23 protein-coding genes are annotated in these 25015 nt (G+C 65.3%); 14 read left to right on the forward strand and 9 right to left on the reverse strand.

Going from position 1 to position 25015, the window contains the following annotated elements; genetic code table 11:
- Nucleotides 1–417: 417 nt before the first annotated feature.
- Nucleotides 418–942 (forward strand): exosortase H, encoded by a 525-nt coding sequence (gene xrtH / locus QB898_RS05635; protein ID WP_279524147.1) that lies wholly within the window; start codon nucleotides 418–420, stop codon nucleotides 940–942.
- A 32-nt stretch (nucleotides 943–974) separates the two neighbouring features.
- Nucleotides 975–1610, forward strand: coding sequence for an exosortase H-associated membrane protein (locus QB898_RS05640; RefSeq protein ID WP_050715645.1), 636 nt, complete (start codon nucleotides 975–977; stop codon nucleotides 1608–1610).
- Nucleotides 1611–1902: 292 nt separating this feature from the next.
- Here QB898_RS05640 and QB898_RS05645 read toward each other — a convergent pair whose 3' ends face one another.
- Nucleotides 1903–3069, reverse strand: a complete 1167-nt coding sequence (locus tag QB898_RS05645) for a BMP family ABC transporter substrate-binding protein (protein ID WP_279524148.1) — start codon at nucleotides 3067–3069, stop codon at nucleotides 1903–1905.
- Between the two features lie 79 nt (nucleotides 3070–3148).
- On the opposite strand from QB898_RS05645, the gene ilvA reads away from it, so the two are divergent.
- Nucleotides 3149–4777, forward strand: coding sequence for a threonine ammonia-lyase, biosynthetic (gene ilvA / locus QB898_RS05650; protein WP_279524149.1), 1629 nt, complete (start codon nucleotides 3149–3151; stop codon nucleotides 4775–4777).
- Nucleotides 4778–5072: 295 nt separating this feature from the next.
- On the opposite strand, the gene dusA is transcribed toward ilvA, so the two are convergent.
- The 4 genes from dusA to QB898_RS05670 form a co-directional block, all read right to left on the reverse strand.
- The gene (gene dusA, locus QB898_RS05655) at nucleotides 5073–6155 is read right to left on the reverse strand and encodes a tRNA dihydrouridine(20/20a) synthase DusA (RefSeq protein ID WP_279524150.1); all 1083 of its coding nucleotides are present in this window, start codon (nucleotides 6153–6155) and stop codon (nucleotides 5073–5075) included.
- 15 nt (nucleotides 6156–6170) lie between these two features.
- Nucleotides 6171–7178 (reverse strand): SLAC1 family transporter, encoded by a 1008-nt coding sequence (locus tag QB898_RS05660; protein ID WP_279524151.1) that lies wholly within the window; start codon nucleotides 7176–7178, stop codon nucleotides 6171–6173.
- 119 nt (nucleotides 7179–7297) lie between these two features.
- On the reverse strand, nucleotides 7298–8068 hold the full coding sequence (gene cysE / locus QB898_RS05665; protein WP_279524152.1) for a serine O-acetyltransferase: 771 nt from the start codon (nucleotides 8066–8068) through the stop codon (nucleotides 7298–7300).
- Nucleotides 8069–8293: 225 nt separating this feature from the next.
- On the reverse strand, nucleotides 8294–9091 hold the full coding sequence (locus QB898_RS05670; RefSeq protein ID WP_279524153.1) for an RNA methyltransferase: 798 nt from the start codon (nucleotides 9089–9091) through the stop codon (nucleotides 8294–8296).
- Between the two features lie 132 nt (nucleotides 9092–9223).
- Here QB898_RS05670 and QB898_RS05675 point away from each other — a divergent pair, with 132 nt between their 5' ends.
- The 6 genes from QB898_RS05675 (at nucleotide 9224) to QB898_RS05700 (ending at nucleotide 15569) form a co-directional block, all read left to right on the forward strand.
- Nucleotides 9224–9559, forward strand: coding sequence for a DUF4156 domain-containing protein (locus tag QB898_RS05675; RefSeq protein WP_279524154.1), 336 nt, complete (start codon nucleotides 9224–9226; stop codon nucleotides 9557–9559).
- Between the two features lie 134 nt (nucleotides 9560–9693).
- Nucleotides 9694–11487, forward strand: coding sequence for a hypothetical protein (locus tag QB898_RS05680; protein ID WP_279524155.1), 1794 nt, complete (start codon nucleotides 9694–9696; stop codon nucleotides 11485–11487).
- A gap of 296 nt (nucleotides 11488–11783) precedes the next feature.
- The gene (gene putP / locus QB898_RS05685; RefSeq protein ID WP_279524156.1) at nucleotides 11784–13283 is read left to right on the forward strand and encodes a sodium/proline symporter PutP; all 1500 of its coding nucleotides are present in this window, start codon (nucleotides 11784–11786) and stop codon (nucleotides 13281–13283) included.
- Between the two features lie 193 nt (nucleotides 13284–13476).
- On the forward strand, nucleotides 13477–13845 hold the full coding sequence (locus QB898_RS05690; RefSeq protein ID WP_050715635.1) for a hypothetical protein: 369 nt from the start codon (nucleotides 13477–13479) through the stop codon (nucleotides 13843–13845).
- 146 nt (nucleotides 13846–13991) lie between these two features.
- Nucleotides 13992–14648, forward strand: coding sequence for a trimeric intracellular cation channel family protein (locus QB898_RS05695; protein WP_279524157.1), 657 nt, complete (start codon nucleotides 13992–13994; stop codon nucleotides 14646–14648).
- 99 nt (nucleotides 14649–14747) lie between these two features.
- Nucleotides 14748–15569 carry an undecaprenyl-diphosphate phosphatase gene (locus QB898_RS05700; RefSeq protein WP_279524236.1) on the forward strand — a complete coding sequence of 274 codons (822 nt, stop codon included), beginning with the start codon at nucleotides 14748–14750 and terminating at the stop codon, nucleotides 15567–15569.
- Nucleotides 15570–15624: 55 nt separating this feature from the next.
- On the opposite strand, the gene QB898_RS05705 is transcribed toward QB898_RS05700, so the two are convergent.
- Nucleotides 15625–16584, reverse strand: a complete 960-nt coding sequence (locus QB898_RS05705; protein WP_279524158.1) for an L-lactate dehydrogenase — start codon at nucleotides 16582–16584, stop codon at nucleotides 15625–15627.
- Between the two features lie 153 nt (nucleotides 16585–16737).
- Between QB898_RS05705 and QB898_RS05710 the strand changes: the two genes are divergently transcribed.
- From QB898_RS05710 to QB898_RS05720, 3 genes are all read left to right on the forward strand, one after another.
- Nucleotides 16738–17079, forward strand: a complete 342-nt coding sequence (locus QB898_RS05710; protein ID WP_279524159.1) for a hypothetical protein — start codon at nucleotides 16738–16740, stop codon at nucleotides 17077–17079.
- A 72-nt stretch (nucleotides 17080–17151) separates the two neighbouring features.
- Nucleotides 17152–17808: a DUF937 domain-containing protein gene (locus QB898_RS05715; RefSeq protein ID WP_279524160.1), complete on the forward strand. Its 657-nt coding sequence runs from the start codon at nucleotides 17152–17154 to the stop codon at nucleotides 17806–17808.
- 245 nt (nucleotides 17809–18053) lie between these two features.
- Nucleotides 18054–19862 (forward strand): glutamine--tRNA ligase/YqeY domain fusion protein, encoded by a 1809-nt coding sequence (locus tag QB898_RS05720; RefSeq protein ID WP_279524161.1) that lies wholly within the window; start codon nucleotides 18054–18056, stop codon nucleotides 19860–19862.
- 286 nt (nucleotides 19863–20148) lie between these two features.
- On the opposite strand, the gene QB898_RS05725 is transcribed toward QB898_RS05720, so the two are convergent.
- Together QB898_RS05725 and QB898_RS05730 are read right to left on the reverse strand one after the other, a co-directional pair.
- Nucleotides 20149–21951: a M61 family metallopeptidase gene (locus QB898_RS05725; protein WP_279524162.1), complete on the reverse strand. Its 1803-nt coding sequence runs from the start codon at nucleotides 21949–21951 to the stop codon at nucleotides 20149–20151.
- A 178-nt stretch (nucleotides 21952–22129) separates the two neighbouring features.
- Nucleotides 22130–22840: a DsbC family protein gene (locus QB898_RS05730; RefSeq protein WP_279524163.1), complete on the reverse strand. Its 711-nt coding sequence runs from the start codon at nucleotides 22838–22840 to the stop codon at nucleotides 22130–22132.
- A gap of 410 nt (nucleotides 22841–23250) precedes the next feature.
- Here QB898_RS05730 and QB898_RS05735 point away from each other — a divergent pair, with 410 nt between their 5' ends.
- Nucleotides 23251–23904 (forward strand): glutathione S-transferase family protein, encoded by a 654-nt coding sequence (locus tag QB898_RS05735; protein WP_279524164.1) that lies wholly within the window; start codon nucleotides 23251–23253, stop codon nucleotides 23902–23904.
- Nucleotides 23905–24081: 177 nt separating this feature from the next.
- Here the strand turns inward: QB898_RS05735 and QB898_RS05740 are convergent, their stop codons facing one another.
- Nucleotides 24082–24231 (reverse strand): hypothetical protein, encoded by a 150-nt coding sequence (locus QB898_RS05740; RefSeq protein ID WP_156304107.1) that lies wholly within the window; start codon nucleotides 24229–24231, stop codon nucleotides 24082–24084.
- On the opposite strand from QB898_RS05740, the gene QB898_RS05745 reads away from it, so the two are divergent.
- Nucleotides 24230–24859, forward strand: coding sequence for a Crp/Fnr family transcriptional regulator (locus tag QB898_RS05745; protein WP_279524165.1), 630 nt, complete (start codon nucleotides 24230–24232; stop codon nucleotides 24857–24859). The two genes, QB898_RS05740 and QB898_RS05745, sit on opposite strands and share 2 nt — an antisense overlap.
- Nucleotides 24860–25015 lie beyond the last annotated feature (156 nt).

A 25015-nucleotide genomic window follows, 5' to 3' on the forward strand; every position in this document is an offset into this window, starting at 1 on the left:
TCGAGACAGTCATGTGAGAGGAAAGCGCTCAGAGACAAAAGGGCGCGCATGGTAGCGCGCCAGCCTGTGAAGCGGCCTGCCTGGCCGGCATTTGCTCCGGATGGGCGCCTGAGGCTGAAGGCGGAACGGCGAACGGGCAGTTTTTTGCTCTTTTATTAGTAGCATGATGTCCTAGTGGAAACTGCGCAAAGAAGCATTTCAATGGCCTTGAATTTGCTCCTGTTTTTGATGCGCCCTGGCAGGCGCTTCAGGCGCTGGGCGCGACCCAAAAGATTAAGGGGTGTCCACAATGCACCCCGTTTGAAATCCACGCGCGGCTCATGGCGCAAATAATCGGCGCGGGTGAATGGGAGGCAGGCAAATGCCCTGTGCCGTTACCATCCGCGCCCTGGCATTTTTTTTCCGAATACCGAATCCGTGACCCGTTTCTTTCTTGTTTTTCTTTCCGTTCAGGCCGTGCTGTTTGGCATGGAAATGCTTGCTCCCGTGCAAGCCGCCGTGGTGCAGCCCTGGACGGGGCTGGTGGCCAGCGCCAGCGCGGCCATCATCCAGTTTTTTGATCCCTCGGCCATTTCCCACGGACGCGTGGTGCAAAGCGCGCAGTCGGGCTTTGGCATCTCCATCGAGCCGGGCTGCAACGGCGTGGAGGCGGCCATCGTGCTGCTGGCGGCGGTGCTGGCCTTCCCTTCGAGCTGGAAGATGAAGCTCTGGGGCCTGGGGCTGGGTTTCATGGCCGTGCAGGGCGTGAACCTGCTGCGCGTGGTCAGCCTGTTTTTCCTGGGGCAGTGGAACTTGCAGGTGTTTGAATTTGCGCACCTGTACATGTGGCAGGCGCTCATCATGCTGGATGTGCTCATCGTCTGGCTGCTGTGGATGCGCTACGTGGCGCGGCACGAAAAGCGGGTCAGTCCCGCCAAACAGCCTTCGGCGCCCACGGCCTGAACCCCGCCTGCCCCTTGCCCTGGAGAGCATTCATGCGCGCCACGCTCATTGGCCGATTTCTTCTGCTGGCCCTTGCCGGCCTTGTCGTTTTGCTGCCGCTGTGGTACTGGGCGCGCGAATGGTTCGCCGCGCCGCCGCTGTGGCTGGCTGGCACCGTGATGAAGCTGCTGTTCGCGTGGGTGGAGGGTTTCGAGATAGATGGCGTGACAGGCACGCTGCTCACGCGCGTGCAAGTGCTCATGCCCGGCCCTGGCGGGCGGCAGATGCTGGCCGAACTCACGCCCGAAGTGAGCTACCCCACCTACGGCTACGGCCAGGTGCTGCTGTGGGCCATGCTGCTGGCCTCGCGCCCGCGCTGGTGGCCCCTGAAGATGGCGTGGGGCAGCGTGCTGCTGCTGCCCGCGCAGGCCTGGGGCCTGTGCTTTCAGTGGCTGCGCGACGTGGCCCTGACCCCCGGCGGCAATGCAATGGCCTATCTGGGCTACCCCGCCTGGGCTAATGAAGTGATTGCCTACGGCTACCAGTTCGGTTTTCTCATGCTCACGCCCGTGGCGCCCATCCTGCTGTGGCTGTGGTTTGACAAACGCTTCGTCGCCGCCTTGTGGCTGGAAGCCGCACTGGACGAAGAAGCGCCCGCCCGCCCCGAGCACGCGCCGCGCGTACGCTGAAAAACCGCCCAGGCGGCCTGCTTCGCTGATGCCCGTATCTGCGTATGGCTCAGCCTTGAAAGACTGGCGCAGAAAGGCTTTTCTACGCTCCTCTATTCATAGCATGACGTCCTAGTCGGGATTGCGCGATACGGTATTTTCATCCCTCTAAATTCGCTCCTTTTTTTGCTTCAGCCTGGCGGCAGAATCGGCGCGCAGGCTGCTCGCAAACCGCTTTCCCACGCGTCTGCGCTTCAGGCCGCCGCACAAAAAAGCCGGGCAGCGCCCGGCTTTTTACATGGCGGGCCGCTGCTTATTGGCCTGGCGCCTGCCCTTCCACGCCTTCCACGAAGAAGTTGATGCCGCCCAGAAAGGCATCGTCGGCCACTTGGCCTTCGGCTAACACCTGCTTGCCGGTGTTGTCGGCAATGGGGCCTTGCCAGATGTGGAAGGCGCCGGCCTTGAGGCCCTCTTTCACTTCGGCCAGCCGGGCGCGGGCGCTTTCGGGCACGTCTTCGGCCAGGGAAACGAGGTCGATCGCGCCTTCTTTCACGCCCCACCAGTGGCGCTCGGGCTTCCAGGTGCCGTCCATCACTTCGCGGATGGTCTTGACGTAAAACGGCGTCCAGTTGATGGCGGCGGAGGCGATGTGCGCCTTGGGGCCGTAGTGCGTCATGTCGCTGTCCCAGCCGAAGCCGCGCTTGCCCAGCTTTTCGGCGGTTTGCAGCACGGCAGAAGAGTCGGTGTTTTGCATGAGGATGTCCGCGCCGCCGTTGATGAGGGCGGTGGCCGCTTCGGTTTCCTTGGGCGGGTTGAACCACTCATTGACCCACACGATTTTCACGCTGGCCTTGGGGTTGGTGCTGCGCGCGCCCAGGGCGAAGCTGTTGATGTTGCGCATGACTTCGGGAATGGGCACGGAGGCCACCACGCCCAGCGTGCCGGTTTCCGTCATGGCGCCGGCCAGCAGGCCGGCCATGTAAGCGCCTTCGTAGGTGCGCGTGTCGTACGTGCCCAGGTTGGCGGCGGTTTTGTAGCCGGTGGCGTGCTCGAATTTCACTTGCGGAAAGTCGGCGGCCACTTTCAGCATTTGCTCCATGTAGCCGAAGGTGGTGCCGAACACCAGCTGGTTGCCCTGCTGGGCCATGTCGCGCAGCACGCGCTCGGCGTCGGCGCTCACGGGCACGCTTTCCACGTAAGAGGTTTGCACCTTGTCGCCAAATTCTTTTTCAACAGCTTTGCGGGCGTTGTCGTGCGCAAAGCTCCAGCCGCCGTCGCCCACGGGGCCGATGTAGGCGAAGGCGACTTTGAGCGGCTCTTGCCTGGGCGCGGGGGCGCTGGCGGCGGGCGCGGGCGATCCGGCAGGCTGGTCTGCCGCTTGCGAAGCGGCTTCTTCTTTCTTGCCGCAGGCGGCAAGGGCGGCGGCGGCCAGCGCGGCGGCGGCCAGCTTGAGCGCAAGGCGTTTGGAGGGATGGTTCATGAGAAAAACGGGGCGAAAGGATGAACGGAAAGGGAGCCAGAAAGGGAGCAATCGTAAGCAAATTTATGATCGCCGCCCCATGACGACCCCGCACGATATTCCGCAAAGCACCTCGCGGCCTGCCCCGCAACCCGCCCCGCAAAACGCCTCACAAAACGCTCCGGCCCCTTTGCCTTCCAGCCTGGATTACCTGCGCCAGGTGCTCACCTCGCGCGTGTATGACGTGGCGGTGGAATCTGCGCTGGACGAAGCGCCCGCGCTCAGCCGCCGCACCGGCCACACCGTGCTGCTCAAGCGCGAAGACCAGCAGCCCGTTTTCAGCTTCAAGCTGCGCGGCGCTTACAACAAGATGGCGCACCTGACGCCCGGCCAGCTGCACAAGGGCGTGATTTGCGCCAGCGCGGGCAACCACGCACAGGGTGTGGCGCTGGGCGCGCGCAAGCTGGGCGCGCGCGCCGTCATCGTCATGCCCGTGACCACGCCGCGCGTGAAGGTGGACGCCGTGCGGGCGCTGGGCGGCGAAGTCGTGCTGGCCGGCGAGAGCTATTCCGACGCCTACGCCCATTCGCTGCAATTGCAGGCCCAGCAGGGGCTGACCTTCATTCACCCATTTGACGATCCGCTCGTCATCGCCGGGCAGGGCACCATCGGCATGGAGCTGCTGCGCCAGCACGCCGGCCCGCTGCACGCCGTGTTCGTGGCCGTGGGCGGCGGCGGCCTGATCAGCGGCGTGGCGGCCTACATCAAGGCCCTGCGGCCCGAAATCAAAATCATCGGCGTGCAGATGAACGACTCGGACGCCATGGCGCAATCGGTGGCGCGCGGCGAGCGCGTGGCCTTGCGTGATGTGGGCCTGTTTGCCGATGGCACCGCCGTCAAGCAAGTGGGCGAAGAAACCTTCCGCATCGCCCGCGAGCTGGTGGACGAATTCATCACCGTGGACACCGACGCCGTGTGCGCCGCCATCAAGGACGTGTTCATCGACACGCGCAGCATCGTCGAGCCATCGGGCGCAATGGCCGTGGCCGCCCTCAAGCAATACGCCGCGCGCGAAGGCACGGCGCCCGGGCAGACGCTGGCGGCCATTCTCTGCGGCGCGAACATGAACTTTGACCGCCTGCGCTTTGTGGCCGAGCGCGCCGCCGTGGGCGAGGAAAGCGAGGCGCTGTTTGCCATCACCATTCCCGAAGAGCGCGGCAGCTTTCGCCGCTTTTGCGAAACCGTGGGCCGCCTGCCCGGCGGCGCGCGCAACGTCACCGAATTCAACTACCGCATCAGCGACCGCGCCCGGGCGCACGTCTTCGTGGGCCTGACCACCGCCGCGCGCGGCGAATCGCCCATGCTGGCCGCCGCCTTCGAGCAGGCGGGCTTTTCAGCGCTGGACCTCACCCACGACGAGCTGGCCAAGCAACACGTGCGCTACATGGTGGGCGGCCACTCGCCGCTGGCCAGCCACGAGCGGCTGCTGCGCTTTATCTTCCCGGAGCGCCCCGGCGCGCTGCTGCAATTTCTCAGCCTCATGCAGCCGGCCTGGAACATCAGCCTGTTTCACTACCGCAACCAGGGCGCCGATTTCGGCCACGTGCTCGTGGGCATCCAGGCGCCCGAAAGCGACGGCCCGGCCCTGCACGCCTTTCTGGACAAGCTGGGCTACGCCTGGATTGACGAAACCGGCAACCCGGCCTACGCGCTGTTTCTCAAGGGCTGAGAGGCTGTTCAACCGCCTTGCGGCAAGGCGCCGCTCACCAGCCGCTCACACGAAGCGATAGCCTGCGTGAAACGGGGAAATTCGCTCCTTGATTCATAGCATGACGTCCTAGTGGAAAGAGCGCGAAAGCCGTTTTTCACCCACCTGGATTTGCTCCTTTTTCTGAGTCTCTTCAGCGTCTGGCCGTGAGGGGCTGCAAGGCGCAGGCGAGTCTTGTGACCCGGCAAGGGTTTGCAGCGCCCACGAGCGCCCAGGTTCGCGCCTTTCGCGCCACGGACAAATTGCGAACAGACACTCACACGGCGCGCACGCCGTCTGCGATCTGGCCTGGGCCTTCTGGCGCGTCAGGCTCCGTGTGCTGGCGCGCGCGCTGCCACACTGCTTCGGGCGGCAGGGGTTTGAGGCGGTGGTCGCTCCACACCTGCCGCCAGGCGCGCGCGCCGCGCAGGCCGTGGCGCAGGCCCAGCATGTGGCGGGCAATGGCGTACCAGGGTGTGCCGTCTTGCGCGGCCTCGGCCTGCATGTAGGCGAGCATGGCGCGCTCCACGGCTTCGCGCGTGAGGGGCGGGGCGGCATCGCGGCCTGTATCACGGCCTGCATCGCCGAAAAAGCGCGCGTCCCACTCGCTCATCAGCCAGGGGTGGTGGTAGGCGGCGCGGCCCAGCATCACGCCGTCCACGTGCGCCAGGTGCGCGGCGATTTGTTCGTTGCTGCTCACGCCGCCGTTCAGGCAGATGGTCAGCTGCGGAAAGTCGCGCTTGAGCTGCCAGACCCGCTCGTGGCGCAGCGGCGGCACTTCGCGGTTTTCCTTGGGGCTGAGGCCCTCCAGCCAGGCATTGCGGGCGTGCACGATGAACACACTGCAGCCCGCTTGCGCCACTTCGCCCACGAAGTCGCGCACGAAGGCGTGGCTTTCTTCGCGGTCAATGCCGATGCGGTGCTTGACGGTGACGGGAATGTCCACCGCATCGCGCATGGCTTTCACGCAGTCGGCCACCAGGCGCGGCTGGGTCATCAGGCACGCGCCGAATGCGCCGCGCTGCACGCGCGGGCTGGGGCAGCCGCAGTTGAGGTTGATTTCGTCATAGCCCCATTGCTGGCCCAGCCGCGCGCATTGCGCCAGCTCAGCCGGGTCGCTGCCGCCCAGTTGCAGCGCCACGGGGCGCTCCATCTCGTCGCGCCGCAGATGTCGCCGCAGCGAGCCGTGCAGCAGCGCGCCGCAAGTCACCATTTCGGTATAGAGCCGCGCATGGCGCGTGATCAGGCGGTGCAGGTAGCGGCAGTGCTTGTCCGTCCAGTCCAGCATGGGCGCCACGCACAGACGCCAGGGGCTGAAAGGGGGCGAATCGGCGGCAGGGGCTTTTTCAGTATTGAGCATGGGCTGGCCAGCCTTTCAGTGATCCGGCGGCGCGGCCACGCTGAGCGACACCTGTTCGGGCGCCAGCCACGCGCCATCGCGCAAACCCTGGAGCGTGGCCAGCACCAGCGCCGCCACCGTCAGCGAGGCGAAAGCCAGCGCCAGCAGCGCCAGCGCGCCCATCACGCCCGAATCGTGCCCGGCCAGCCGCAGGGAGAGGGCGGCAAAGGCCGCCAACGGAAACGACAGCGCCCACCAGGTGACGGAAGCCGGCTGCGCGAGCATGCGCGGCATCACGTTCAGGCTCCAGAGCAGAAACATCAGCGCCACGCCCCAGGCCATCCAGGCCAGCACAGCAGGCCCGCCCAGTTGCAGCAAGGCCATGCCCGCCACCGCTGGCGGCGCGATGGTGATGAAAGTCAGCGGCAGCAGCCGCTGCGTCCACACGCCATGCACGGCCAGCCGCGCCAGCAGCAGCGTCAGCAGCGCCAGCCACAGCGTCACGCCCACGCCGAACTGGGCCGCCGCCCACGGCCCCGCGCCCACAGCCCCGCCTGCCAGCGCAGCCACCACATTGCCCACGGCGGGCAGAAAAAGCGATGGCGTCAGCTGCGCCCAGCCGCCCGCCTGCGCGTTGTTGATCCAGCGGCCCAGCGCCCAGACCGTGGCGCCCATTTGCCCCAGCGAACCCAGCCACCACAGCGCCGCCGCCCAGCCGCCCGTTTGCCCCAGCGCGCTCACGGCCACGCCCGCCAGCAGCATCAGGGAAATGGGCAGGGCCGCCACAAAGGCATGGCGCACCGGATGCGCCAGATCAGCCGCCAGCGCCTCCGGCTGGCGCAGCCAGCGCCACCACGACAGCCCCAGCAGCGCCACAAACGCCAGCGCTGCCAGCGCCCCCAGCGCCAGCGCCCCGGCCCCAGCGATGTCCCCCATGCTGCGCGCGGCCTGCGCCCACGCCAGCGACAGCCCGGCCAGCCCCATGACGATGGAAAACCAGCCGGGATGCAGGTGCTTGAGAGCCTCGGGACGCAGCATGTTCATGATGGAAGGTGCGGAAGAAAAAACGGAAAACCCGGTTCGGGCGCCAGGCCGGCCGCAAGCGCCAGCGGCGCCTTGCAGCCATCATTCTTTTCAGAAGCGGCGCTTGCCGGAGCCTGCTCTCAGTCGCCCACCAGCTGGTTGAGCTTTTGCGCCTCGAACTGCTCATGCAAGGCGGCGTTGTCGGGCACGCAGTCCGGGTCAATCTTGCAGGCCAGCTTCTCGATGGCCTGCCACAGCAGGGCAATCTGGTGGTCTTGCGCGGCCGTGCCGTCAATCAGCCCGCGCAGCGCCTGGCTGACGGGATCATCGCTTTGCGTCACGCCGTAGGCGGAAAAACCCATTTTGGCGGCGGCGGCCTCGCGGCGCGCGGCCTCGCCCTCCTGAATGATGCGGGCCGGGTTGCCCACGGCCGTGGCCCCGGCGGGCACAGGCTTGGTGACCACCGCGCCCGAGCCGATCTTGGCGCCGTCTCCCACCGTGAAGCTGCCCAGCACCTGCGAATTGGCCCCCACGATCACGCCCTTGCCCAGCGTGGGATGGCGCTTGGCTCCTTTGTCCAGCGAAGTGCCGCCGAGCGTGACGCCCTGGTAAATCGTGCAGTCATCGCCGATTTCCGCCGTCTCGCCAATCACCACGCCCATGCCGTGGTCGATGAACACGCGCGCGCCAATGCGGGCGCCGGGGTGGATTTCAATGCCCGTGAGAAAGCGCCCCCAGTGCGAAATCCAGCGCGCCAGCCACAGCCAGCCGCGCTGCCACAGCGCATGCGCCACGCGGTGCAACGCCAGGGCGTGAAAGCCGGGGTAGGAAAACACCACATCCCACACGCTGCGGGCGGCTGGATCGCGCTCCAGAATGGACTGGGCGTAAGAGCGAATGCGTTGAAACATAAGGGGTGAAAGTGTAGGGGCGAACGCCCTGGCGCGCCCCTTGCCGCCCAAGCCCCATGCGCAGCTGGATGCACGGCCTTATTTCGCTACTTTATCCATAGCATGATGTCCTAGTGGAAATTGCGCGAAGCGGGTTTTATGCCCCTTGGATTTGCTCCTGTTTTAAAGCCTCCCTTGGCAAGCGAAGCCAGATTTCATGCGCTGGCTGACTGCCGCGCGCCCGTCTCAATCTTCTTCATGGCCGCGCCTGGCCGCCTGCTGCATGGCGCGGGCGATGCCGCGCAGGATGTGAATGTCTTGCTGCGTGGGCTGGGCGCGGTTGAAGAGCTGTTGCAGGCGGGGCATGAGCTTTTTGGGCGCGGCCGGGTCGAGAAAGCCCACGGCGACGAGCGCCTGCTCCAGATGGGCCAGCATGGCCGCCACCTGCTCTGCATCGGCCTGATCGGCCAGGCTGGCGGCGGGCCGCACGGCAAAGGCGCTTGCAAACGCCGCCTCGCCAAAGCGCGCCAGCAGCGCCTGCCGCCAGTCGTAGGCGATGAGCTGCGCGGCGGCGGCCAGGTTGAGCGAGCCGTAGGCCGGATTGGCCGGAATGCTCAGGCAGGCATGGCAGCGCCACACATCCGCGTTGCGCATGCCGTAGCGCTCGCAGCCAAACAGAAAAGCCACGCCCCAGGGGCCGCTGGGCGCGGGCCGCGCCGGATTGAGCAGCTGGCTGAAGTGCTCGCGCGGCGCGCAGACAGGCGGGCCGAAGTCGCGCGGCGTCATGGCCGTGGCGCACAGGTGCGTCACGCCCTCCAGCGCCTCTTGCAGCGTGCCCGTCACGCGGGCGGCGCGCAGCACGTCATCAGCGCCGCTGGCGCGCTCCACGGCTTCGGGGCGGGTCAGCACATCGGGCCAGCGCGGGCGCACCAGCGCCAGGTCATGAAAGCCCATCACCTTCATGGCGCGCGCCACCGCGCCCACATTGCCAGCATGGCTGGGTTCAATCAGGATGAAGCGGGTGACGGCAGGCGGCGCGGACATGGCAGGCAAGGGAGCGGAAAGCAGGCGCGGATTGTGTGCCTGTTGCAAGCGGGGCTTTTATGTAAAAACATGTTGCATAAAATCACCCGCCACCGCTTTTGTTCAACCTTCTTGCCTTTCTCAACCATGCCAATGCCAAGACTTTCCCTGGCGGCCGCAGCCGCCCTGGCGTGCGCTCTTTCAGCCTGCGCCTCCATCACGCCTGAAGCCCGCCGGGTCATGGTGTATTCGGAAAACAACCGGCTGCTGGATCGCTGCCAGCAGCTCGGCCCCGTCTCCGCTGAAGTGTCAGAGATGAATATGCTCACGCTGGAAGAAGCCATCCAGCAGGCCAAAAACGATTTGCGCCACCAGGCCGCCACGCGCTACAAGGCCGATGCCGTGGTGCTGGTGAATACCGATATCACGCAGTCTTTTCTGGTGCGGCATGCCACGCTTCAGGGCATGGCGCTCAAGTGCCATCCGTAACCGGGCCTGAAAGAAGAACGCCATGCTGGATTTTTCAAATTCAAGCCAGGAGCGCCTTTTCACCGTCACTGTCAGCTATTCGGCTGAAGCGCTTCGCCGGGGGGGGGAAACATTATGAAAACCTCTCTGCGCAATTGCAATCCAAGGCTGCTCTCAGCGAAGAAAAAGCGCTGCTGCTGGCGCAGCGCCTGAAGTCTGCGCCCTATGTGGTGATTGGCAAGAAAACGCCGGAGAGCAAGGCCCGCGACTTGCAAAAGCGGCTGGAGTCCGTGGGCCTGCGCGTGGAGCTGGAGCCGGTTCTGAGTCTGGCCGCCAAGCTGGACGAGCTGCAATGCCCCGCCTGCGACAAATACGTGGTTCTGACTGCGCAGCGCCAGTGCCCGGCCTGCGGTGCGTATGTGGACAAGGTGTCTTCCCTGCACGTGCTGCGTAAAAAAATTGAGCGGGAGGAGCGCAAAGCCATCGAAAACGGCCTGGCCGCCAGCGCCAACCGCGAAAAGGGCCTGGAAATGGCCCGGCTGGAAAAACGCCTGCGCGAGCAGATTCGCGCGGAGCTGATGAAGGAAATGGGGCTGGACCCCAGGCGCCAGCGGCAGCGCATCTTCTTCCAGGCGGGCCTCGCGCTGCTGGCCGCCGTGGCTTTCGTGAGCGCAGGCTACGGCTACGCCCGCTACCAGAAGGGCGCGCCGCCCGATGAGCGCACCGCGCTGGCGCTGGCCCGCCAGCTCACGCCCGAAGAATGGCACCGTGAAGACGTGCTGACCAATCAGGCCCTGGCCGCCACGCAGGGCCTGGGGCCGCAGCCCGCCAGCAGCGCGGTGGAGCTGCTGGCCGCAAGCGGCGGCGAAGCCAGCCTGGCGGCCGCACCCATGGCGGAATACGAAGCCAGCCAGGGCGGCAACCACGCCTGGCGCGACGCCTTCCGCCAGCTGCCTGAGCCACAGCGGCTGCAAATCATTGGCCGCGTGGCCAATGACATGGCGCGCGCCGGACAGGCGGGCCGCGCCATGCAGGCGCTGCAAAGCTTGCCGGACAGCCCTGGCCTGCAAGCGCTGAAGCTGGGCTTGCAAGCCGCCGTGCTGGCCCGCAACCCGGACAGCCGCGATCTGGCTGCTTTGCAAACGCTGCAAAGGCAAATCCAGGCTCTGTCCGGCGCTTTTGAGCGGGCGCAAGCATGGCTGGCCGCCTACCGCCAACTCTCGCTCGCGCAGCCTGCCTTCTACGAGCAAAACGCGGCTTTTGCCAACGAGGCGCAGGCAGCCCTGCGCGACGCGCCAGCGCCGCACAAAACGATGCTGCAAGAGCAGTTGCGAATAGCCCGCGCCGAAGCCCTGCAAAGCCACATTGCCTGGCTGGCCCGCCAGGGCCGCTGGAATGAAGCGCAAAGGCAGTTCGAGCAGATGCGCTATGCCGCCGCCGGAACGGATGCCAGCGCGCCCGTGCAAATCAGCCTGCTGGCCCAGCACGCGCTGGCGGCGCGCAAGCTGGGCCTGCTGCGCGAGGAAGAAGAGCTGATGAACCGCCTGCCCGTTCCGCTTTCCAGGGCGATGGAATCAGGCCAATGGCCTGCCGCCCTGGATGCGCTGCGCCCCTGGGCGCGCGGCGGCAACTGGCCCGCCGCGCCGCGCATGCAGGCCGCCTTGCGGGCCGTCAGGGAGCAGATCGACCGGCTGCCCGCCGCCAGCAAGGCGCAGGCTCTGGCGCGGCTGGCCCTGCTCGACTACGAAGCGGGCGAGCGCAAGCAGGGCATGGAAACGGAGCGGCAATTTCGCCAGGCGCTGCCGCAGGCAGGCGGCGCGGCAGCGGAGGAGCAGGTGCGCTTTCTGGTGGAAAGCGGCCTGGTCTTCGCCGAACGCGCGCGGCATGCCGGCGCGCTGGCCGAGGCCGAAGCCTGGCTGCGCAGCGTGGGGCTGGTGGTGTTGCGCTGAGGGTCTGTTCAAGGCCTGGCCGCGCACTTGGCCAGCGGGAAGGACTGTCTCACCGGCTTATTTCGCTACTATATCCATAGCATGATGTCCTAGTGGAAACTGCGCTAGGCGGCATTCATGCCCCCTCAAATTCGCTCCTGTTTTTGATGGCATAGACAGGCGGCCGCACCCTACAGTCCCTGCCCGCCCGGCATGCGCGGGCGGGCCGCGCCGGTAGCATTCGGCCTTTTGCCAAAAGATGGGGCCGGCAGCGCGCAAAGCCGCCTTCTGCGCCTCATTTCCCGGGAAAGCCATTCATGCCATTCACCTGGACTGACCCCACGGTCATCATGTTCGCCGTCTATCTGGCCGCCATGCTTGGCATTGGCGCGCTGGGCTATCTGAGCACCAAGAATTTGTCGGACTACATCCTGGGCGGGCGCAGCCTGGGCAGCGTGGTCACGGCGCTGTCGGCGGGCGCGTCCGACATGAGCGGCTGGCTGCTGATGGGGCTGCCGGGCGCGGTGTATCTGTCGGGGCTGTCAGAGTCATGGATTGCCATTGGCCTGATTGCGGGCGCCTGGCTGAACTGGCGGCTGGTGGCGGGCCGCCTGCGCCTGTACACCGAGCGCGCGGGCAACGCGCTGACGCTGCCGGACTATTTCGCGCACCGCTTTGAAGACGAGAACAACATCCTGCGCATCGTCACGGCGATGGTCATTCTGGTTTTCTTCACGGTGTACTGCGCCTCGGGCGTGGTGGCGGGCGCGCGCCTGTTCGAGAACATGTTCGGCATGCCTTACGAAACGGCGCTGTGGGTGGGGGCGCTGTGCACCATTGCCTACGTGTTCGTGGGCGGCTTTCTGGCCGTGAGCTGGACGGACACCATTCAGGCGGCCATGATGATCACGGCGCTGCTGCTGGCGCCCGTCATTGCTTACCTGGCCGTGCAGGGCCAGTTGCAGCCGGGGCAGGACTGGCACAGCCTCATTGACGCCGACAAGTTCGACCTTTTCAAGGGGCAGACGGCCATCGGCATCCTCTCCTTGGCCGCCTGGGGGCTGGGCTACTTCGGCCAGCCGCACATTCTGGTGCGCTTCATGGCCGCCGCCTCGGTGCGGCACATTCCCAACGCCCGCCGCATCGGCATGACCTGGATGGTGCTGTGCCTGGGTGGCGCGGTGGCCGTGGGCTTTGTGGGCATTGCCTACTTCGCCGTCAGCCCGGCGGGCGCGGATGCCGTCAATGCCAATGCCGAAACCGTGTTCATGGAGCTGGCCAAGCAGCTGTTCAACCCGTGGATTGCGGGCGCGCTGCTGGCGGCCATTCTGGCGGCGGTGATGAGCACGCTCTCATGCCAGCTGCTCGTGTGCTCCAGCGCGCTGACGGAAGACATCTACCGCACCTTCTTGCGCAAGCAAGCCAGCCAGAAGGAGCTGGTGTGGTTTGGCCGCGCGATGGTGCTGGTGGTCGCGCTGATCGCCATTTCAATCGCCCGCAATCCCGACTCACGCGTGCTCGGCATGGTCAGCTACGCTTGGGCGGGCTTTGGCGCGGCTTTCGGCCCCGTCATCATCCTCTCGCTCTTTTGCAGCCGCGTCACGCGCGACGGCGCGCTGGCGGGCATCGTCACCGGTGCGGTCACCGTGCTGGTGTGGAAGCAGTTCGGCTGGTTCGGCCTGTATGAAATCGTGCCCGGCTTCATCCTCGGCTGGGCCGCCACGCTTGGCGTCAGCCGTCTGGGCCGGCCCTCAGCCGCCATGCTGCAAACCCATGCCAGCGTCGAGCAGGAGCTGGCGCGCCTGCAAGTTCATTAAGGGCCTGCCGGCTTTCACGCCAGCCTGCGCCCCGCTGCGGGAGCAGGTTCAATGCGAGGCCCATACGTTTTGAAACTGCTGTTGCGCCTGGCCTGTGCACCGCTTCAGGCGTTCTCGCGTTCAATTGCTGCATGCATTTGCGGCCTGCGCCGCATGATTTTTCTGATGTTCTCTACGCGAAAGGAGATGCGAAATGAGAATGCTGAAGCTGCTTTGGGCTTTGCCTCTGGGCCTGGCGACGCTGGGCGCGGCGCATGCGCGCGGCAACGATGTGTACTGGTCAGTGGACGTTGGCTCGCCCGGCCTGGCGGTCGGCGTGGGCAATGCGCCCCGCGTGTACGCGCCGCCTGTTTACGTTGCGCCGCCGCCCGTGTATGTGCCGCCGCCACCCGTTTACGTGCCGCCGCCGCGCCCCACGGTGTACGTGCAGCCTGCGCCGCCGCCCGTCGTGGTGTATGAGCCTCCTTACGGCGGCCCGTACTACGGCCAGCCCTATGGCGGCGGGCGCTACCACTATTGGCAGCCCACGCGGGCGGAAGCCAAATCAGGCAAGTCGAACTGAAAACTCCGCCGCCTGCTCATGGCGGGCCGCGCAAAAAGGCCGTGAAGCTGCGGGCTTCATGGCCTTTTTGTGTGTGCGCCCGGCACAATCGCGCCTTTTGCCGTTCATTTCAGGAGTCGGGCGCGCCCCTGCCGCGTCCAGCTTTCATGACTGATCTTGATGCTTTGCAGCCCCTCTCGCCCCTGTGGGCGGGCCGCCTGCATTTGATGCTGGAGCTGATGGCCACGCTGGCTTTCGCCCTTTCGGGCGTGCTGGAGGCGGCGCGCAAGCGGCTGGACATGGTGGGCGTGGTGGTGGTGGCCTTCGCGGCCGCCTTTGGCGGCGGCACGCTGCGCGATCTGCTGCTGGATCACCGCCCTTTTTTCTGGGTGCAGGACACCTTTTTTCTGTGGCTGGTCATCGTGGTGTGCGCCGCCGCCATGCTGTTCATGCGCCAGCATCATTTGCAGCCGACCGAGCGCGCCATTGTCTGGCCCGATGCCATTGGCCTGGGCCTGTTCACCGTGATTGGCGAAGAGCGCGCGCTGGCGCTGGGCCAGCCCGCGCTGGTGGCGGTGATGATGGGCGTGATCACCAGCGTGTTTGGCGGCGTGCTGCGCGATGTGCTTTGCAACGAAGTGCCGCGCGCCCTGGCCGATCACCGCCCTTACGCGCTCTGGGCTTTCGCGGGCGGCTGGCTTTACTGGGCGCTGCGGCTGGCGCTGCCCGTCTGGCTGTGCATCAGCGTGGGCGTGACGGCCATCGCGGGGCTGCGCCTTCTGTCCGTCTGGCGCGACTGGCGCCTGCCCGCCTGGCGGCAGTAGCCTCACCCTCTGGTTTGCAAGCCAAATCGGCCTGAAGTCCTAGTGGAATGGGCGCAGGCAGCTATCAAAACAATAGTAAAAGGAACTCTCGTAATGGCAATGGATGCCGCCCTGCTGCTGAAGGCCGCCGTGATGGGCGTGGTGGAAGGGCTGACGGAATTTCTGCCCATCTCCTCCACGGGCCATCTCATCTTGGCAGGCAGCCTGCTGGGCTTTGATGAAGCCAAGGCCAGCGTTTTTGAAATGGCCATTCAGATCGGCGCCATCTGCGCCGTGGTGCTGGTGTACTGGCAAAAAATCCGCGCCACCTTGCTGGCGCTGCCCACGCAGCGGCAGGCGCAGCGCTTTGCGGCCCATGTGCTGATTGGTTTTGCGCCTGCCGTCCTGCTGGGCCTGCTGGCGGGCAAGGCCATCAAGGCGCACCTGTTCAATGCGCCAGTGGTGGCGCTGGCGCTGGTTGCGGGCGGCATCGTCATCTTCTGGGCCGAAGGCCGCCAGCGCCCCGCGCGCGTTCAAAGCGTGGACGAAATGAGCGGCCTGGACGCGCTCAAGGTGGGCCTGGCGCAGTGCGTGGCCATGATTCCGGGCGTCAGCCGCTCTGGCGCCACCATCATCGGCGGCATGCTGCTGGGCCTGTCACGCCCGGCGGCCACGGAGTTTTCTTTTTTTCTGGCCATTCCCACCCTGATCGGCGCGGGCGTGTATTCGCTCTGGTCTGACCGCGCCTTGCTGGCCTGGGCCGATGCGCCGCTTTTTGCCGTGGGGCTGGCGCTGTCATTTGGCAGCGCCCTGGCCTGCGTGCGCTGGCTGCTGCGCTACATCGCCAGCCACAGTTTCGTGCTTTTCGCCTGGTATCGAATCATTTTCGGCCTGCTGATTTTGCTGACCTGGCATATGGATTGGGTTCAATGGAGCCATTGATTCAATTGCAGAAAAAAGGGGCCGCGCGGCCCCTTTTTTTCATTTTCCAACCGCATCACATTTTCTGCGACAGCGCCATATATTCCCTGATGCGGTCGCAGGAAGCCTGAAACTGCGCCTGCTCCGCTGGCGTCATGCGAAGTTCGAGAATTTCTTCCACGCCATCCTTTCCCAGCAGCGCCGGAACCGAAGCAAATACCTGCCGCTGCCCGTATTCGCCTTGCAGCAGGCATGAAACCGGCAGCGCCTTTTTTTCGTCATGGAATATGGCGCGCACAATTTCCGTCACGGCCGAGGCAATGCCGAATTCGGTGGAACCCTTGCCTTCCAGAACCAGATAGCCGCCGTGTTTCATGTCTTGCGTCACCTTTTCCCGGTCAAAAGCGGGAAAACGCTGCGGCAAATCCTTTTGCAGCTGATCCAGCGCGATGCCCTGCACCCTCACGTGCGACCACGGCACCATTGCGCTGCCGCCATGCTCGCCCAGGGCATAGCACGTCAGCGAGCGGCGGCTCACCCGGCAAAGGCCCGCCACCAGCCGCTGCAAGCGCGCCGAATCCAGCGCCGTGCCGGAAGAAATGATTTTGCGCGCCGGGTAATCCAGATACCGCTGCACATAAGCGGCCACCACGTCCGCCGGATTGGAAATGCTGATGATGAAGCCGCCAAATCCCGAGGCCTTCACGCGCGGCAGAAACTCCTTGAGCACGGCCACCGTATCGCCCAGCGTGTCCAGCCTGTCTTGATCGGGCCTGGGCAAAGGCCCGGCGGAAATCACCAGAATATCGCAGCCGCCAATATCTTCCGGCTCGCAGGCCCTGGCCGTCACTTCGTGCGGCAAATAGCTCACCGCGTCGTTCACATCCGTGGCCTGCGCAATTGCCTTTTGTTTGTCAATATCCACCATCCATAATTCATCAACCTCGCCCTGGGTTGCCAGCGAAAAAGCCACGTGCGAGCCAACGTGGCCCGTGCCAATAATCGCCGCCTTGCGGAGCTTGATATTTCCCATCATTTGCCTCTTTCACGTTATTCAATTGAAATCCAATTGAAATCGCGCCAATGATAGCGCGGCCGGAAATAGCGCAGGCTGAATGCGGCGCGATTATCATCAGGCCTTTTCACGCCACCCAGCGCGCGAGATGCTTTAAAACCGACTGAAAACGCCATGAGCCAAGACCCCGTTTTGCTGCTGCGCATATGCGGCAAAGGCTTTGCCAAACTCGCCGCCGGACAGATCAAGGCCAAATACCGCGAAGCCAAGCCCTATTGGCAAAAACGCCTGCTCAAGCCCGACGGGCAGCCCCGCTCTTTCAGCGCTGTCCACATCAGAAACGGCTACCGCGCCGACGCGCCCCTGGCCGTTTTCGCCTTTGGCGGCATCAGCGCGCAGCTTCAGGAGCACGAAGGCAAGCCGTGCTACCGCATCGACCTCGGCCCGCTGATCGAAATCCGCCACTACGGCGACAACAGCGAATCCAGCGGCCAACCTGGCGAAAAAGGCGCGTAGCGCAATCGGCGCTGCTTTCTGGCCGCTTCCTATCATCGCGCTTTTCTTTTCACTTCACGGAGGTTTTCAGACATGTCCAATCCCTCGAGCGGCGGCCTGGCGGCCCAGTTATTGAACCAGCTGCAAGGCCAGCCCCTGGAGCAGATGGCGCAGCAGCTTGACGTCTCCCCCGCGCAGGCGGGCAGCGCCGTCAGCGCCGCCCTGCCCATGATGCTGGGCGCCCTGGCAGGCAACGCGCAAACGGCAGGCGGCGCGCAAGCCCTTCTGGGCGCCTTGCAGCGCGACCACGCTGGCGGCGGCGCAGACCTGGGCGGCCTGCTCGGCGGCGTGCTGGGCAGCGTGCTCGGCGGCGGCCAGCCCGCCGCCAGCAAGCAGCTGGACGCCAGCGGCATCCTCGGCCACATCTTCGGCAGCCAGCAGGCGCAGGCGCAAAACCAGATCGGCCAGGCCAGCGGCCTCTCCAGCGGGCAGGCCGGGCAGCTGCTGCAAATGCTCGCCCCCATCGTCATGGGCTTTCTGGCAAAACAAGTTGGCAGCGCCAAGCTGGACGCAGGCGGCCTTGGCAACTTGCTGGGCGGCCTGCTCGGCCAGTGCGGCCAGAGCCAGCCCCAAAGCGGCGGCCTGGCAGGCGGCCTGCTGTCCAGCGCGCTGGACCAAAACGGCGACGGCAAGCTGGACGCAGGCGATCTGCTCAAGCTCGGCAGCCGCCTGCTGGGCGGCAAGAGCTGACCGCAGCACGCTGAAAGACGCCAGAAAAACAGGAGCAAATATGAGGGGCAGAAAACACCCCTCAGCGCAGATTCCACTAAGACCTCATGCTATGGATACAGGAGCAAAATAAAGCCGCGCTGCGCCCCTGACCCGCGCCCTGCCCGTTGCGGCCCGCCGCTTCCTGCGCGGCCAGGCTTTGGGCAGGCGCGCGGCCCTCTGGCCGCAGGGGGAGCGCAGGGGGAGTTTTCCTAGAATCAGCGGCCATGTCTTCCACCAAAGAAACACCTGTTCCCGGCAATTTCTTGCGCCACGTCATCGAAAACGACTTGGCGCAGGGCACGTATCAAAGCCGCCACTGGGGCGGCAGCCCCGGAGACGGCGCGCACCACGCCGCCGGCGCGCCCGATCCGGCCCGCATCCGCACCCGCTTTCCGCCTGAACCCAATGGCTATTTGCACATCGGGCACGCCAAAAGCATTTGGCTCAATTTCAGCCTGGCGCGGGAATACGGCGGCGTGTGCCACCTGCGCTTTGACGACACCAACCCCGAAAAGGAAGACCAGGAATACGTGGACAGCATCCGCGAAGCCATTCGCTGGCTGGGCTACGACCATCACCTGGCCGACGACCCGGCGCGCCCCGGCATCCGCCAGCCGCACGAATACTTCGCCAGCGACTATTTCGACTTCATGCACCGCGCCGCCGTCTATCTGATCGAAGCGGGCCTGGCCTACGTGGACGAGCAAACGCCTGACGAAATGCGCATCAACCGGGGCGACTTCAACACCCCCGGCAAAAACAGCCCCTGGCGCGAGCGCAGCCCGGCGCAAAACCTGGCGCGCTTTGCCGAAATGAGGGCCGGCCAGCACCCCGACGGCAGCATGGTGCTGCGCGCCAAGATCGACATGGCCTCGCCCAACATCAACATGCGCGACCCGGCCATCTACCGCATCCGCCACGCCGCGCACCACAACACGGGCGACAAATGGTGCATCTACCCCATGTACACCTTCGCGCACCCGATTGAAGACGCGCTGGAGCAAATCACCCACAGCATCTGCACGCTCGAATTTGAAGACCAGCGCCCTTTTTACGACTGGCTGCTGGCGCGCCTGACCGAAGGCGGCCTGCTGAAGGCCCCGCCGCCGCGCCAATACGAATTTGCGCGGCTGAACGTCAGCCACGTCATCACCAGCAAGCGCAAGCTGCGCCAGCTTGTGGAAGAAGGCCACGTGAGCGGCTGGGACGACCCGCGCATGCCCACCCTGGCCGGCCTGCGCCGCCGGGGCTACACGCCCGAAAGCCTCAAGCTCTTTGCCGAGCGCAGCGGCGTCACCAAATCCGGCGGCTGGACCGACTACGCTGCGCTGGACGCCGCCTTGCGCGAAACGCTCGACCCCGTCGCCCCCCGCGCGATGGCCGTTCTGGAGCCGCTGCGCCTGGTCATTGAAAACTGGGAAGAAGTCTTTGGCAGCGCCGCGCATCAGCAAGCCTGCCAGGCCCCCGTGCACCCCCATCTGCCCGCGCTGGGCCAGCGCAGCTTCACGCTGGGCAAAGAAATATGGATCGAGCGCAGCGACTTTGAGGAAACCCCGCCCAAGGGCTTTTTCCGCCTCTTTCCGGGGAACAAGGTGCGCCTGAAATACGGCTATGTCATTGAATGCACGGGCGCGGAAAAAGACGCCACGGGCCAAATCACCTGCGTGCGCGCGCGCCTGCTGCCCGGCACCCAATCCGGCACCCCCGGCGCCGACAGCGTCAAAGTCAAAGGCGTCATCACCTGGGTGAACACCGCCGACGCCCTGCCCGCCCAAGTGCGCCTGTACGACCGCCTCTTTACCGAAGAGCAGCCCGACGCAGGCGGCCGCGACTTTCTGACCGCGCTCAACCCGCAAAGCCTGCGCGTTGCGCGCGCCTGGGTGGAACCCACCCTCGCCAAAGCCCAGGCCGAAGACCGCTACCAATTCGAGCGCCACGGCTTTTTCGTGGCCGACCGGCGCGAGCACACCGTCAGCGGCCGCAATCTGGTGTTCAACCGCATCACGGGCCTGCGCGACTCGTGGGGCAAATAAGCGGCGCGCCGCGCTTTGGATGCCTGCGCACGGCCTCCTGCACAGCAAAGAGCGCGTGATGAATGAGCTGCAAGCCGGCCGCCCAGCAGCCGCCCGCAGCTCTTCCAGAGCTTGAGTGCCGTGGCGGCAACGCCTGAGCGCTTTACTGAACCTGTTCTTGCAATCTGTCCGCAGAGACGAAGCCTGGATTGGAAGATCGCAAACACGTTCCCCGTGCTTGCAGCCCGGCGAGGATTGCGGCGCCAAGGCCGCCCCTAAGCGCCCGCAGCGGGCCGTGAACGGGCGCTCAATGCCAAGGCCAGCCTTGGCCTGCTCCGCCTTTGCCGCCTTCGCCGCCCGCGCTGGCAGCCGCTTCCAGCTTCCATGTGCCTTCGGCTTTTTCCGGCAGGGCCAGGGGCAGGCGCAGCAGGCGGCCCTGGCGGGAGATGAGGGCGAGCGCGCGGCGGCCGGGGCGCAGGTAGAGGGGCAAATCGTCCAGCGCGGCCAGACGCCAGCCCGCATGGGCGCTTGCGCCGGTTTCTTCATCGCCTGTTTCCACGCCCAGCCACTCGTCGCCGGGGGCCATGCCAGCGGCTTGCGCCGCGCCGCCGTCCAGTACGTGGGTGAGGGTGACGAGGCCGTTTTTTTCGCTGGCGCGCAGGCCCAGCGTTTGTGCGGGCGTGGGCGGCTGGCGCGTGGCGGTGATGCCGTGGGCGACCAGCAACTCGGCCACGGGCAGCTCTTGCGTGCCGTGCACCCAGGCGGCCAGTTCGGCGGCGAAGCTGCGGCCTGTCAGCTCTTGCAAGGCGGCGGCAACGTCGCTTTCGGTCATGGGGCCGGCTTTGCAGCGCCGCCAGAGCAGGCGCATGGCGTCATCGAGCGTGGCGGGCTGTTTTTCGCGGCGCAGGCTCAGGTCAAGGCACAGGGCCACGAGCGCGCCTTTGGCGTAGTAGCTGACGGTGGCGTTGGGGGTGTGGGCTTCGGGGCGGTAGTACTTCACCCAGGCGTCAAAGCTGGCTTCGGCCACGGGCTGCACGTGACGGCCGGGCGTTTGCCAGACCTGGTTGAGCGACTTGGCCAGCAGTTTCAGGTAGGCGGCGCGGTCAATCAGGCCCGCGCGCAGCAGCAGCAAGTCGTCGTAGTAGCTGGTGAAGCCTTCAAAGAACCACAGCAGGCGCGTGTAGTTTTCCTGCCCGTAGTCGTAGCGGGCGAATTCGGCGGGGCGCAGGCGTTTGACGTTCCAGGTGTGAAAGTACTCGTGGCTGATGAGGCCCAGCAGGGCGGTGTAGCCCTCGCTGGCGTCGCTTTGCCCCAGGCGCGGCAGGTCGCGCCGGGCGCAGATGAGCGCCGTGCAGCAGCGGTGCTCCAGCCCGCCGTAGCCGCCGGGCGTGGCGTTGAGCATGAAAAGGTAGTGCGGCTGCGGCGGCTTGCCGCGCGCGCCGTGCCACAGGCGGGCGGCGGCCTCGCAGATTTTTTGCGTGTCGCGCAGCAGGCGCTGGCCGTCAAATGACGGGGGCGCGCCAGCCACCACAAAGCGGTGCGGCACGCCGCGCACGCTGAATTCGCCCTGCCAGAACGCGCCCATTTCCACGGGGCTGTCGGCCAGTTCGTCGTAGCTGGCGGCCAGGTAGCTGCCGAAGCCGTCTGCGTCCACGCTTTGCGCCGTCAGGGCCGTGACCACGCGCCAGCGCGCGGCTGTGGGGTCTGCGGGCCGGTGCAGGGTGATGGCGTGCGGGCCATCGACCAGCTCGGGCACGCGCAGCAGCAGCGCGGTGGCGTTGAAAAAGCCGCGCGCGGCGTCCAGCCAGGCGGCGCGCACGGAGTCATCAAAGGCATAGACCTCGTAGCGGATGACCAGCGGCTTGCCGGGCGCGGCCTGCACTTGCCAGGTGCATTTGTCCACGGCCTGCGCCGGGCAAACCGCCCTGCCCTGCCGCGCGGTCAAGCCGCTCACATGGCGGGCGAATTCGCGCACGAGGTAGCTGCCCGGTATCCACACCGGCAGCGCCACGCGCTGGAGCGCTTGCGGGCGGGCGATGGTGAGGGTGACGGCCCAGCGGTGCGCATTCAGGCTGGCGGGGCGAATGTCGTAATGCAGCAGATGAGGCATGAGGAACCTAAAAAGAGGAGCAAATCCAGGAGCCTGAAAACGGCTTTCGCGCCCATTCCACTAGGACATCATGCTATGAAACAAGAAGCAAATTCAGGCCATTCAAGCCCAACGGAAAAAGGCGGGCGGCAGAAACAAAAACCCCCGCTCCAGGGGCGGGGGCGCGAGGCTTGCGGCTTTACTTGGCGGCGTTCAGCATCTCGTCCATGCGGCTGCCCGGAATGGCGCCCGGCACGCGCGCGCCGTTGGCAAACACGATGGTGGGCGTGCCGGTGATGCGGTTGGCCCGCGCGAATTCCAGATTGGCCGTGATGGCGGCCTGGTCGCACTCGGCGGCGGCAGGCTCCACCTGCTTTTGCATCCAGGCATGCCAGGTCTTGAGCGGATCCTTGGCGCACCAGATGTTCTTGGCCTTCTCCACCGAACCCTGGCCCAGGATGGGGATGAGGAAGGTGTAGATCGTCACGTTGTCCAGATCGGCGATCTCGTGCTCCAGCTTGTGGCAGTAGTGGCAATTCGGGTCTTCAAAAATGGCCACCTTGCGCTCGCCCTTGCCGCGCACTTGTTTGATGGCGTTTTTCAGCGGCAGGGCGTCAAACTGAATGACCGTGAGCTTTTCAATGCGCTCTTCCGTCAGGTTCTTGCGCGCGCGCGTGTCGATGAGATTGCCCTGCAAAACGAAATCGCCCTTGGCGTCGGCGTAGAGGATGTCGTTGCCCACGCGGATTTCGTACACCCCTTGCATCGGCGTCTTGCTCACCTCGTCAATGTTGGAGAGCGAAGGCAGCCGCTGGCCCAGGGTTTTGCGCAAATCGGCCTCTTGCGCCAGGGCGGCCGTCAGCGGCAGGGCCAAGGCCAGAGCGGCCAGCAGTGAAGCGGTTTTTTTCATGAGTCGTTTCGGAAAAAAGTTGAAAAAGAGCTGAAGGCGGGCGAGCGTAGCGCAAAGCCCCTGCGTCCGCCGCCGCGCTGCCATCAGTGCACACACGGCGCGAATGGTTCCCGGCGCGGGCAACCCGTTCATCAAGACCAGGGCAAAAACGCGCGCTTTTGGCGCCCGGAACGCCCGCAAGCCCTGAAGCAGCCCGAAGCAAGCCAGAAAGAGCGCACCAAACGGGCGGAGCTTAAACGGGCGGAGCTTGCAGCCGCTTTGTGTGCGCAAACAAAAACCGCAAGGCAGCCCAGTCTGGGAAGAACGGAGAAAATGAAATACCCAAACAGGCCGTCTGAAAAAGCCTGCTGACAAAAATTGACGCGCCCTGCCTGTATCATGGGTCTTTTCAACCCCGCAGGAGAAACACCATGCACCATTTCACGCTCTACACCCACCCTTATTCCCGGGGCGTCAACGTCGTCTGGATGCTGAAAGAATGCGGCGCGCAATACGATGTCAAACTGATTCCGTTCGGCGAAGCCATGAAATCCGCCGACTATCTGGCAGTCAATCCGATGGGCAAAGTTCCCGCACTCAAAGCAGACGGCACCGTGCTGACCGAAACCGCCGCCATCATCGCCTTTCTGGCCGAGCAGTTTCCCGACAAACATCTGATTCCGGCCGCCGATTCGTTGGCACGCGGCGAGTTCTACCGCTGGTTGTGTTTCTCCATCCACCTCGAATACGCCGGATTCGACAAAATCAACCGCGTGCCGGATACCGGCGAACGGCGCAAAGCCATAGGCTACGGCGATTTCGATACTGCCTTTGCCACCCTGCGCGACCATCTGGCCAAACACGACTTTATCGTCGGAGACCGCTTTTCCGCACTCGATGTGTATTACACCGGCCTGCTGAACCACTTTATCCGCGTCATGCCAAAGCGCGGCACACCTCCGGTTTTTGAAGCGGACGAACCGGTTTTCTCCGCCTATATCAACCGCCACACCGCCCGCCCCGCTTTTGCCGAAACGATGGCCTGGGTGCAACAGGCGGCGGCGGAATTGGAAAAACAGGCTTGAGGCCGCCTGAAAACGGTATCCGGCCCCAGCGGGCCGCCGCCATATTGAAAATGAAATGAACCTGGCCGCGTCAAAACTGAAACACCCGTTTCATCCGGCCTGGAACGTGGAATGAACGCTGGGCCGGTTTTCGCAACGCCATGACATGGATCATTTTTGAAGCCAGGCCCGCCGCGCTCATGCATGACGCAGATCAATCATGATTTCCGGCAGATATTCAAAAGAAACCGGAATCCGGCCCTGAAAATCCATAAGCAAAGCCCGCCAAGGTTGCAATTGACATTTGTCAATGCGGCGCCGCGCCGCTCCCGGCAAAGTGCGGCCCATGCTTGCCTGCCCCCCATTTGATCTGCCCGGCGAAAAACGCATTGCCGAACGCGGCACGGTGCTCATGGACAGCCATGCGGACACCACGCATGCCGTGTATGTGGAAGCGGGCCGCGTGGTGCTGGGGCGCTTGCAGCAAGGGCACATGGCGCACAACATGGGCGTGGTGGAAGGCCCGCTGTGGCTCAACGCAGGCTGCGCGGTGCTGGGCGAGCGCCCCATTGCCGATGCCGTGGCCGACACGCGCGTTCGCCTGGTGTGCGTGCCGCTGCCCGCCTTTCAGTCTTGCATGCAGACGCTGCCCAGCGCCGCGCGCGCCGTGCTGCAAGACATGGCGCGCGTGCATCGCCTGCAAATTCACATGGGCATCAGCCGCGCGGCCAAGGCCGCCGAGGCGCGCTGCGCCGAATGGCTGCTGGCCAATGCCCGGGCTGATGAAAAAAACCCCGGCACGCTGGCCGTTCAGCTGAGCCAGCGCAAGCGCCTGATCGCCGCCCAGCTGGGCGTGACGCCCGAGACCTTCTCGCGCGTGCTGCGCCAGCTGCGCGAGCGCAATCTCGTCAGCGGCACGGGCCGCCTGCTGCGCCTGCCCGATCCGGATGGCCTGCGCAAGTGCGCCGGGGTTTGACTTTGCGCCAGGGCCGGGCAAGGCCGCAAGCGGGTTTTGCCGCATCAAAAAGAAGAGCGGATTTCATGGGGTTCAAAACGGCCTCTGCGCCCGTTTTACTAGGACCTCATGCTATGAATCGAGGAGCTGAATCAGCGCTTTCCCGCCCGTCTTGCC

The organism is Ottowia cancrivicina, assembly GCF_029813755.1.
Classification (GTDB): Bacteria; Pseudomonadota; Gammaproteobacteria; order Burkholderiales; family Burkholderiaceae_C; genus Ottowia; species Ottowia massiliensis.

What these genes read in the sequence shown, in the direction of transcription:
- QB898_RS05725 (WP_279524162.1), bottom strand. Translation starts at nt 21,951, where the DNA reads ATGCCTCATCTGCTGCATTACGACATTCGCCCCGCCAGCCTGAATGCG.
- QB898_RS05670 (WP_279524153.1), bottom strand. Translation starts at nt 9,091, where the DNA reads ATGTCCGCGCCGCCTGCCGTCACCCGCTTCATCCTGATTGAACCCAGC.
- QB898_RS05705 (WP_279524158.1), bottom strand. Translation starts at nt 16,584, where the DNA reads ATGATGGGAAATATCAAGCTCCGCAAGGCGGCGATTATTGGCACGGGC.
- QB898_RS05720 (WP_279524161.1), top strand. Translation starts at nt 18,054, where the DNA reads ATGTCTTCCACCAAAGAAACACCTGTTCCCGGCAATTTCTTGCGCCAC.
- QB898_RS05710 (WP_279524159.1), top strand. Translation starts at nt 16,738, where the DNA reads ATGAGCCAAGACCCCGTTTTGCTGCTGCGCATATGCGGCAAAGGCTTT.
- QB898_RS05715 (WP_279524160.1), top strand. Translation starts at nt 17,152, where the DNA reads ATGTCCAATCCCTCGAGCGGCGGCCTGGCGGCCCAGTTATTGAACCAG.
- putP (WP_279524156.1), top strand. Translation starts at nt 11,784, where the DNA reads ATGCCATTCACCTGGACTGACCCCACGGTCATCATGTTCGCCGTCTAT.
- QB898_RS05730 (WP_279524163.1), bottom strand. Translation starts at nt 22,840, where the DNA reads ATGAAAAAAACCGCTTCACTGCTGGCCGCTCTGGCCTTGGCCCTGCCG.
- QB898_RS05735 (WP_279524164.1), top strand. Translation starts at nt 23,251, where the DNA reads ATGCACCATTTCACGCTCTACACCCACCCTTATTCCCGGGGCGTCAAC.
- ilvA (WP_279524149.1), top strand. Translation starts at nt 3,149, where the DNA reads ATGACGACCCCGCACGATATTCCGCAAAGCACCTCGCGGCCTGCCCCG.
- QB898_RS05645 (WP_279524148.1), bottom strand. Translation starts at nt 3,069, where the DNA reads ATGAACCATCCCTCCAAACGCCTTGCGCTCAAGCTGGCCGCCGCCGCG.
- QB898_RS05690 (WP_050715635.1), top strand. Translation starts at nt 13,477, where the DNA reads ATGAGAATGCTGAAGCTGCTTTGGGCTTTGCCTCTGGGCCTGGCGACG.
- QB898_RS05675 (WP_279524154.1), top strand. Translation starts at nt 9,224, where the DNA reads ATGCCAAGACTTTCCCTGGCGGCCGCAGCCGCCCTGGCGTGCGCTCTT.
- QB898_RS05745 (WP_279524165.1), top strand. Translation starts at nt 24,230, where the DNA reads ATGCTTGCCTGCCCCCCATTTGATCTGCCCGGCGAAAAACGCATTGCC.
- QB898_RS05700 (WP_279524236.1), top strand. Translation starts at nt 14,748, where the DNA reads ATGGATGCCGCCCTGCTGCTGAAGGCCGCCGTGATGGGCGTGGTGGAA.
- dusA (WP_279524150.1), bottom strand. Translation starts at nt 6,155, where the DNA reads ATGCTCAATACTGAAAAAGCCCCTGCCGCCGATTCGCCCCCTTTCAGC.
- QB898_RS05660 (WP_279524151.1), bottom strand. Translation starts at nt 7,178, where the DNA reads ATGAACATGCTGCGTCCCGAGGCTCTCAAGCACCTGCATCCCGGCTGG.
- QB898_RS05640 (WP_050715645.1), top strand. Translation starts at nt 975, where the DNA reads ATGCGCGCCACGCTCATTGGCCGATTTCTTCTGCTGGCCCTTGCCGGC.
- QB898_RS05740 (WP_156304107.1), bottom strand. Translation starts at nt 24,231, where the DNA reads ATGGGCCGCACTTTGCCGGGAGCGGCGCGGCGCCGCATTGACAAATGT.
- cysE (WP_279524152.1), bottom strand. Translation starts at nt 8,068, where the DNA reads ATGTTTCAACGCATTCGCTCTTACGCCCAGTCCATTCTGGAGCGCGAT.
- QB898_RS05695 (WP_279524157.1), top strand. Translation starts at nt 13,992, where the DNA reads ATGACTGATCTTGATGCTTTGCAGCCCCTCTCGCCCCTGTGGGCGGGC.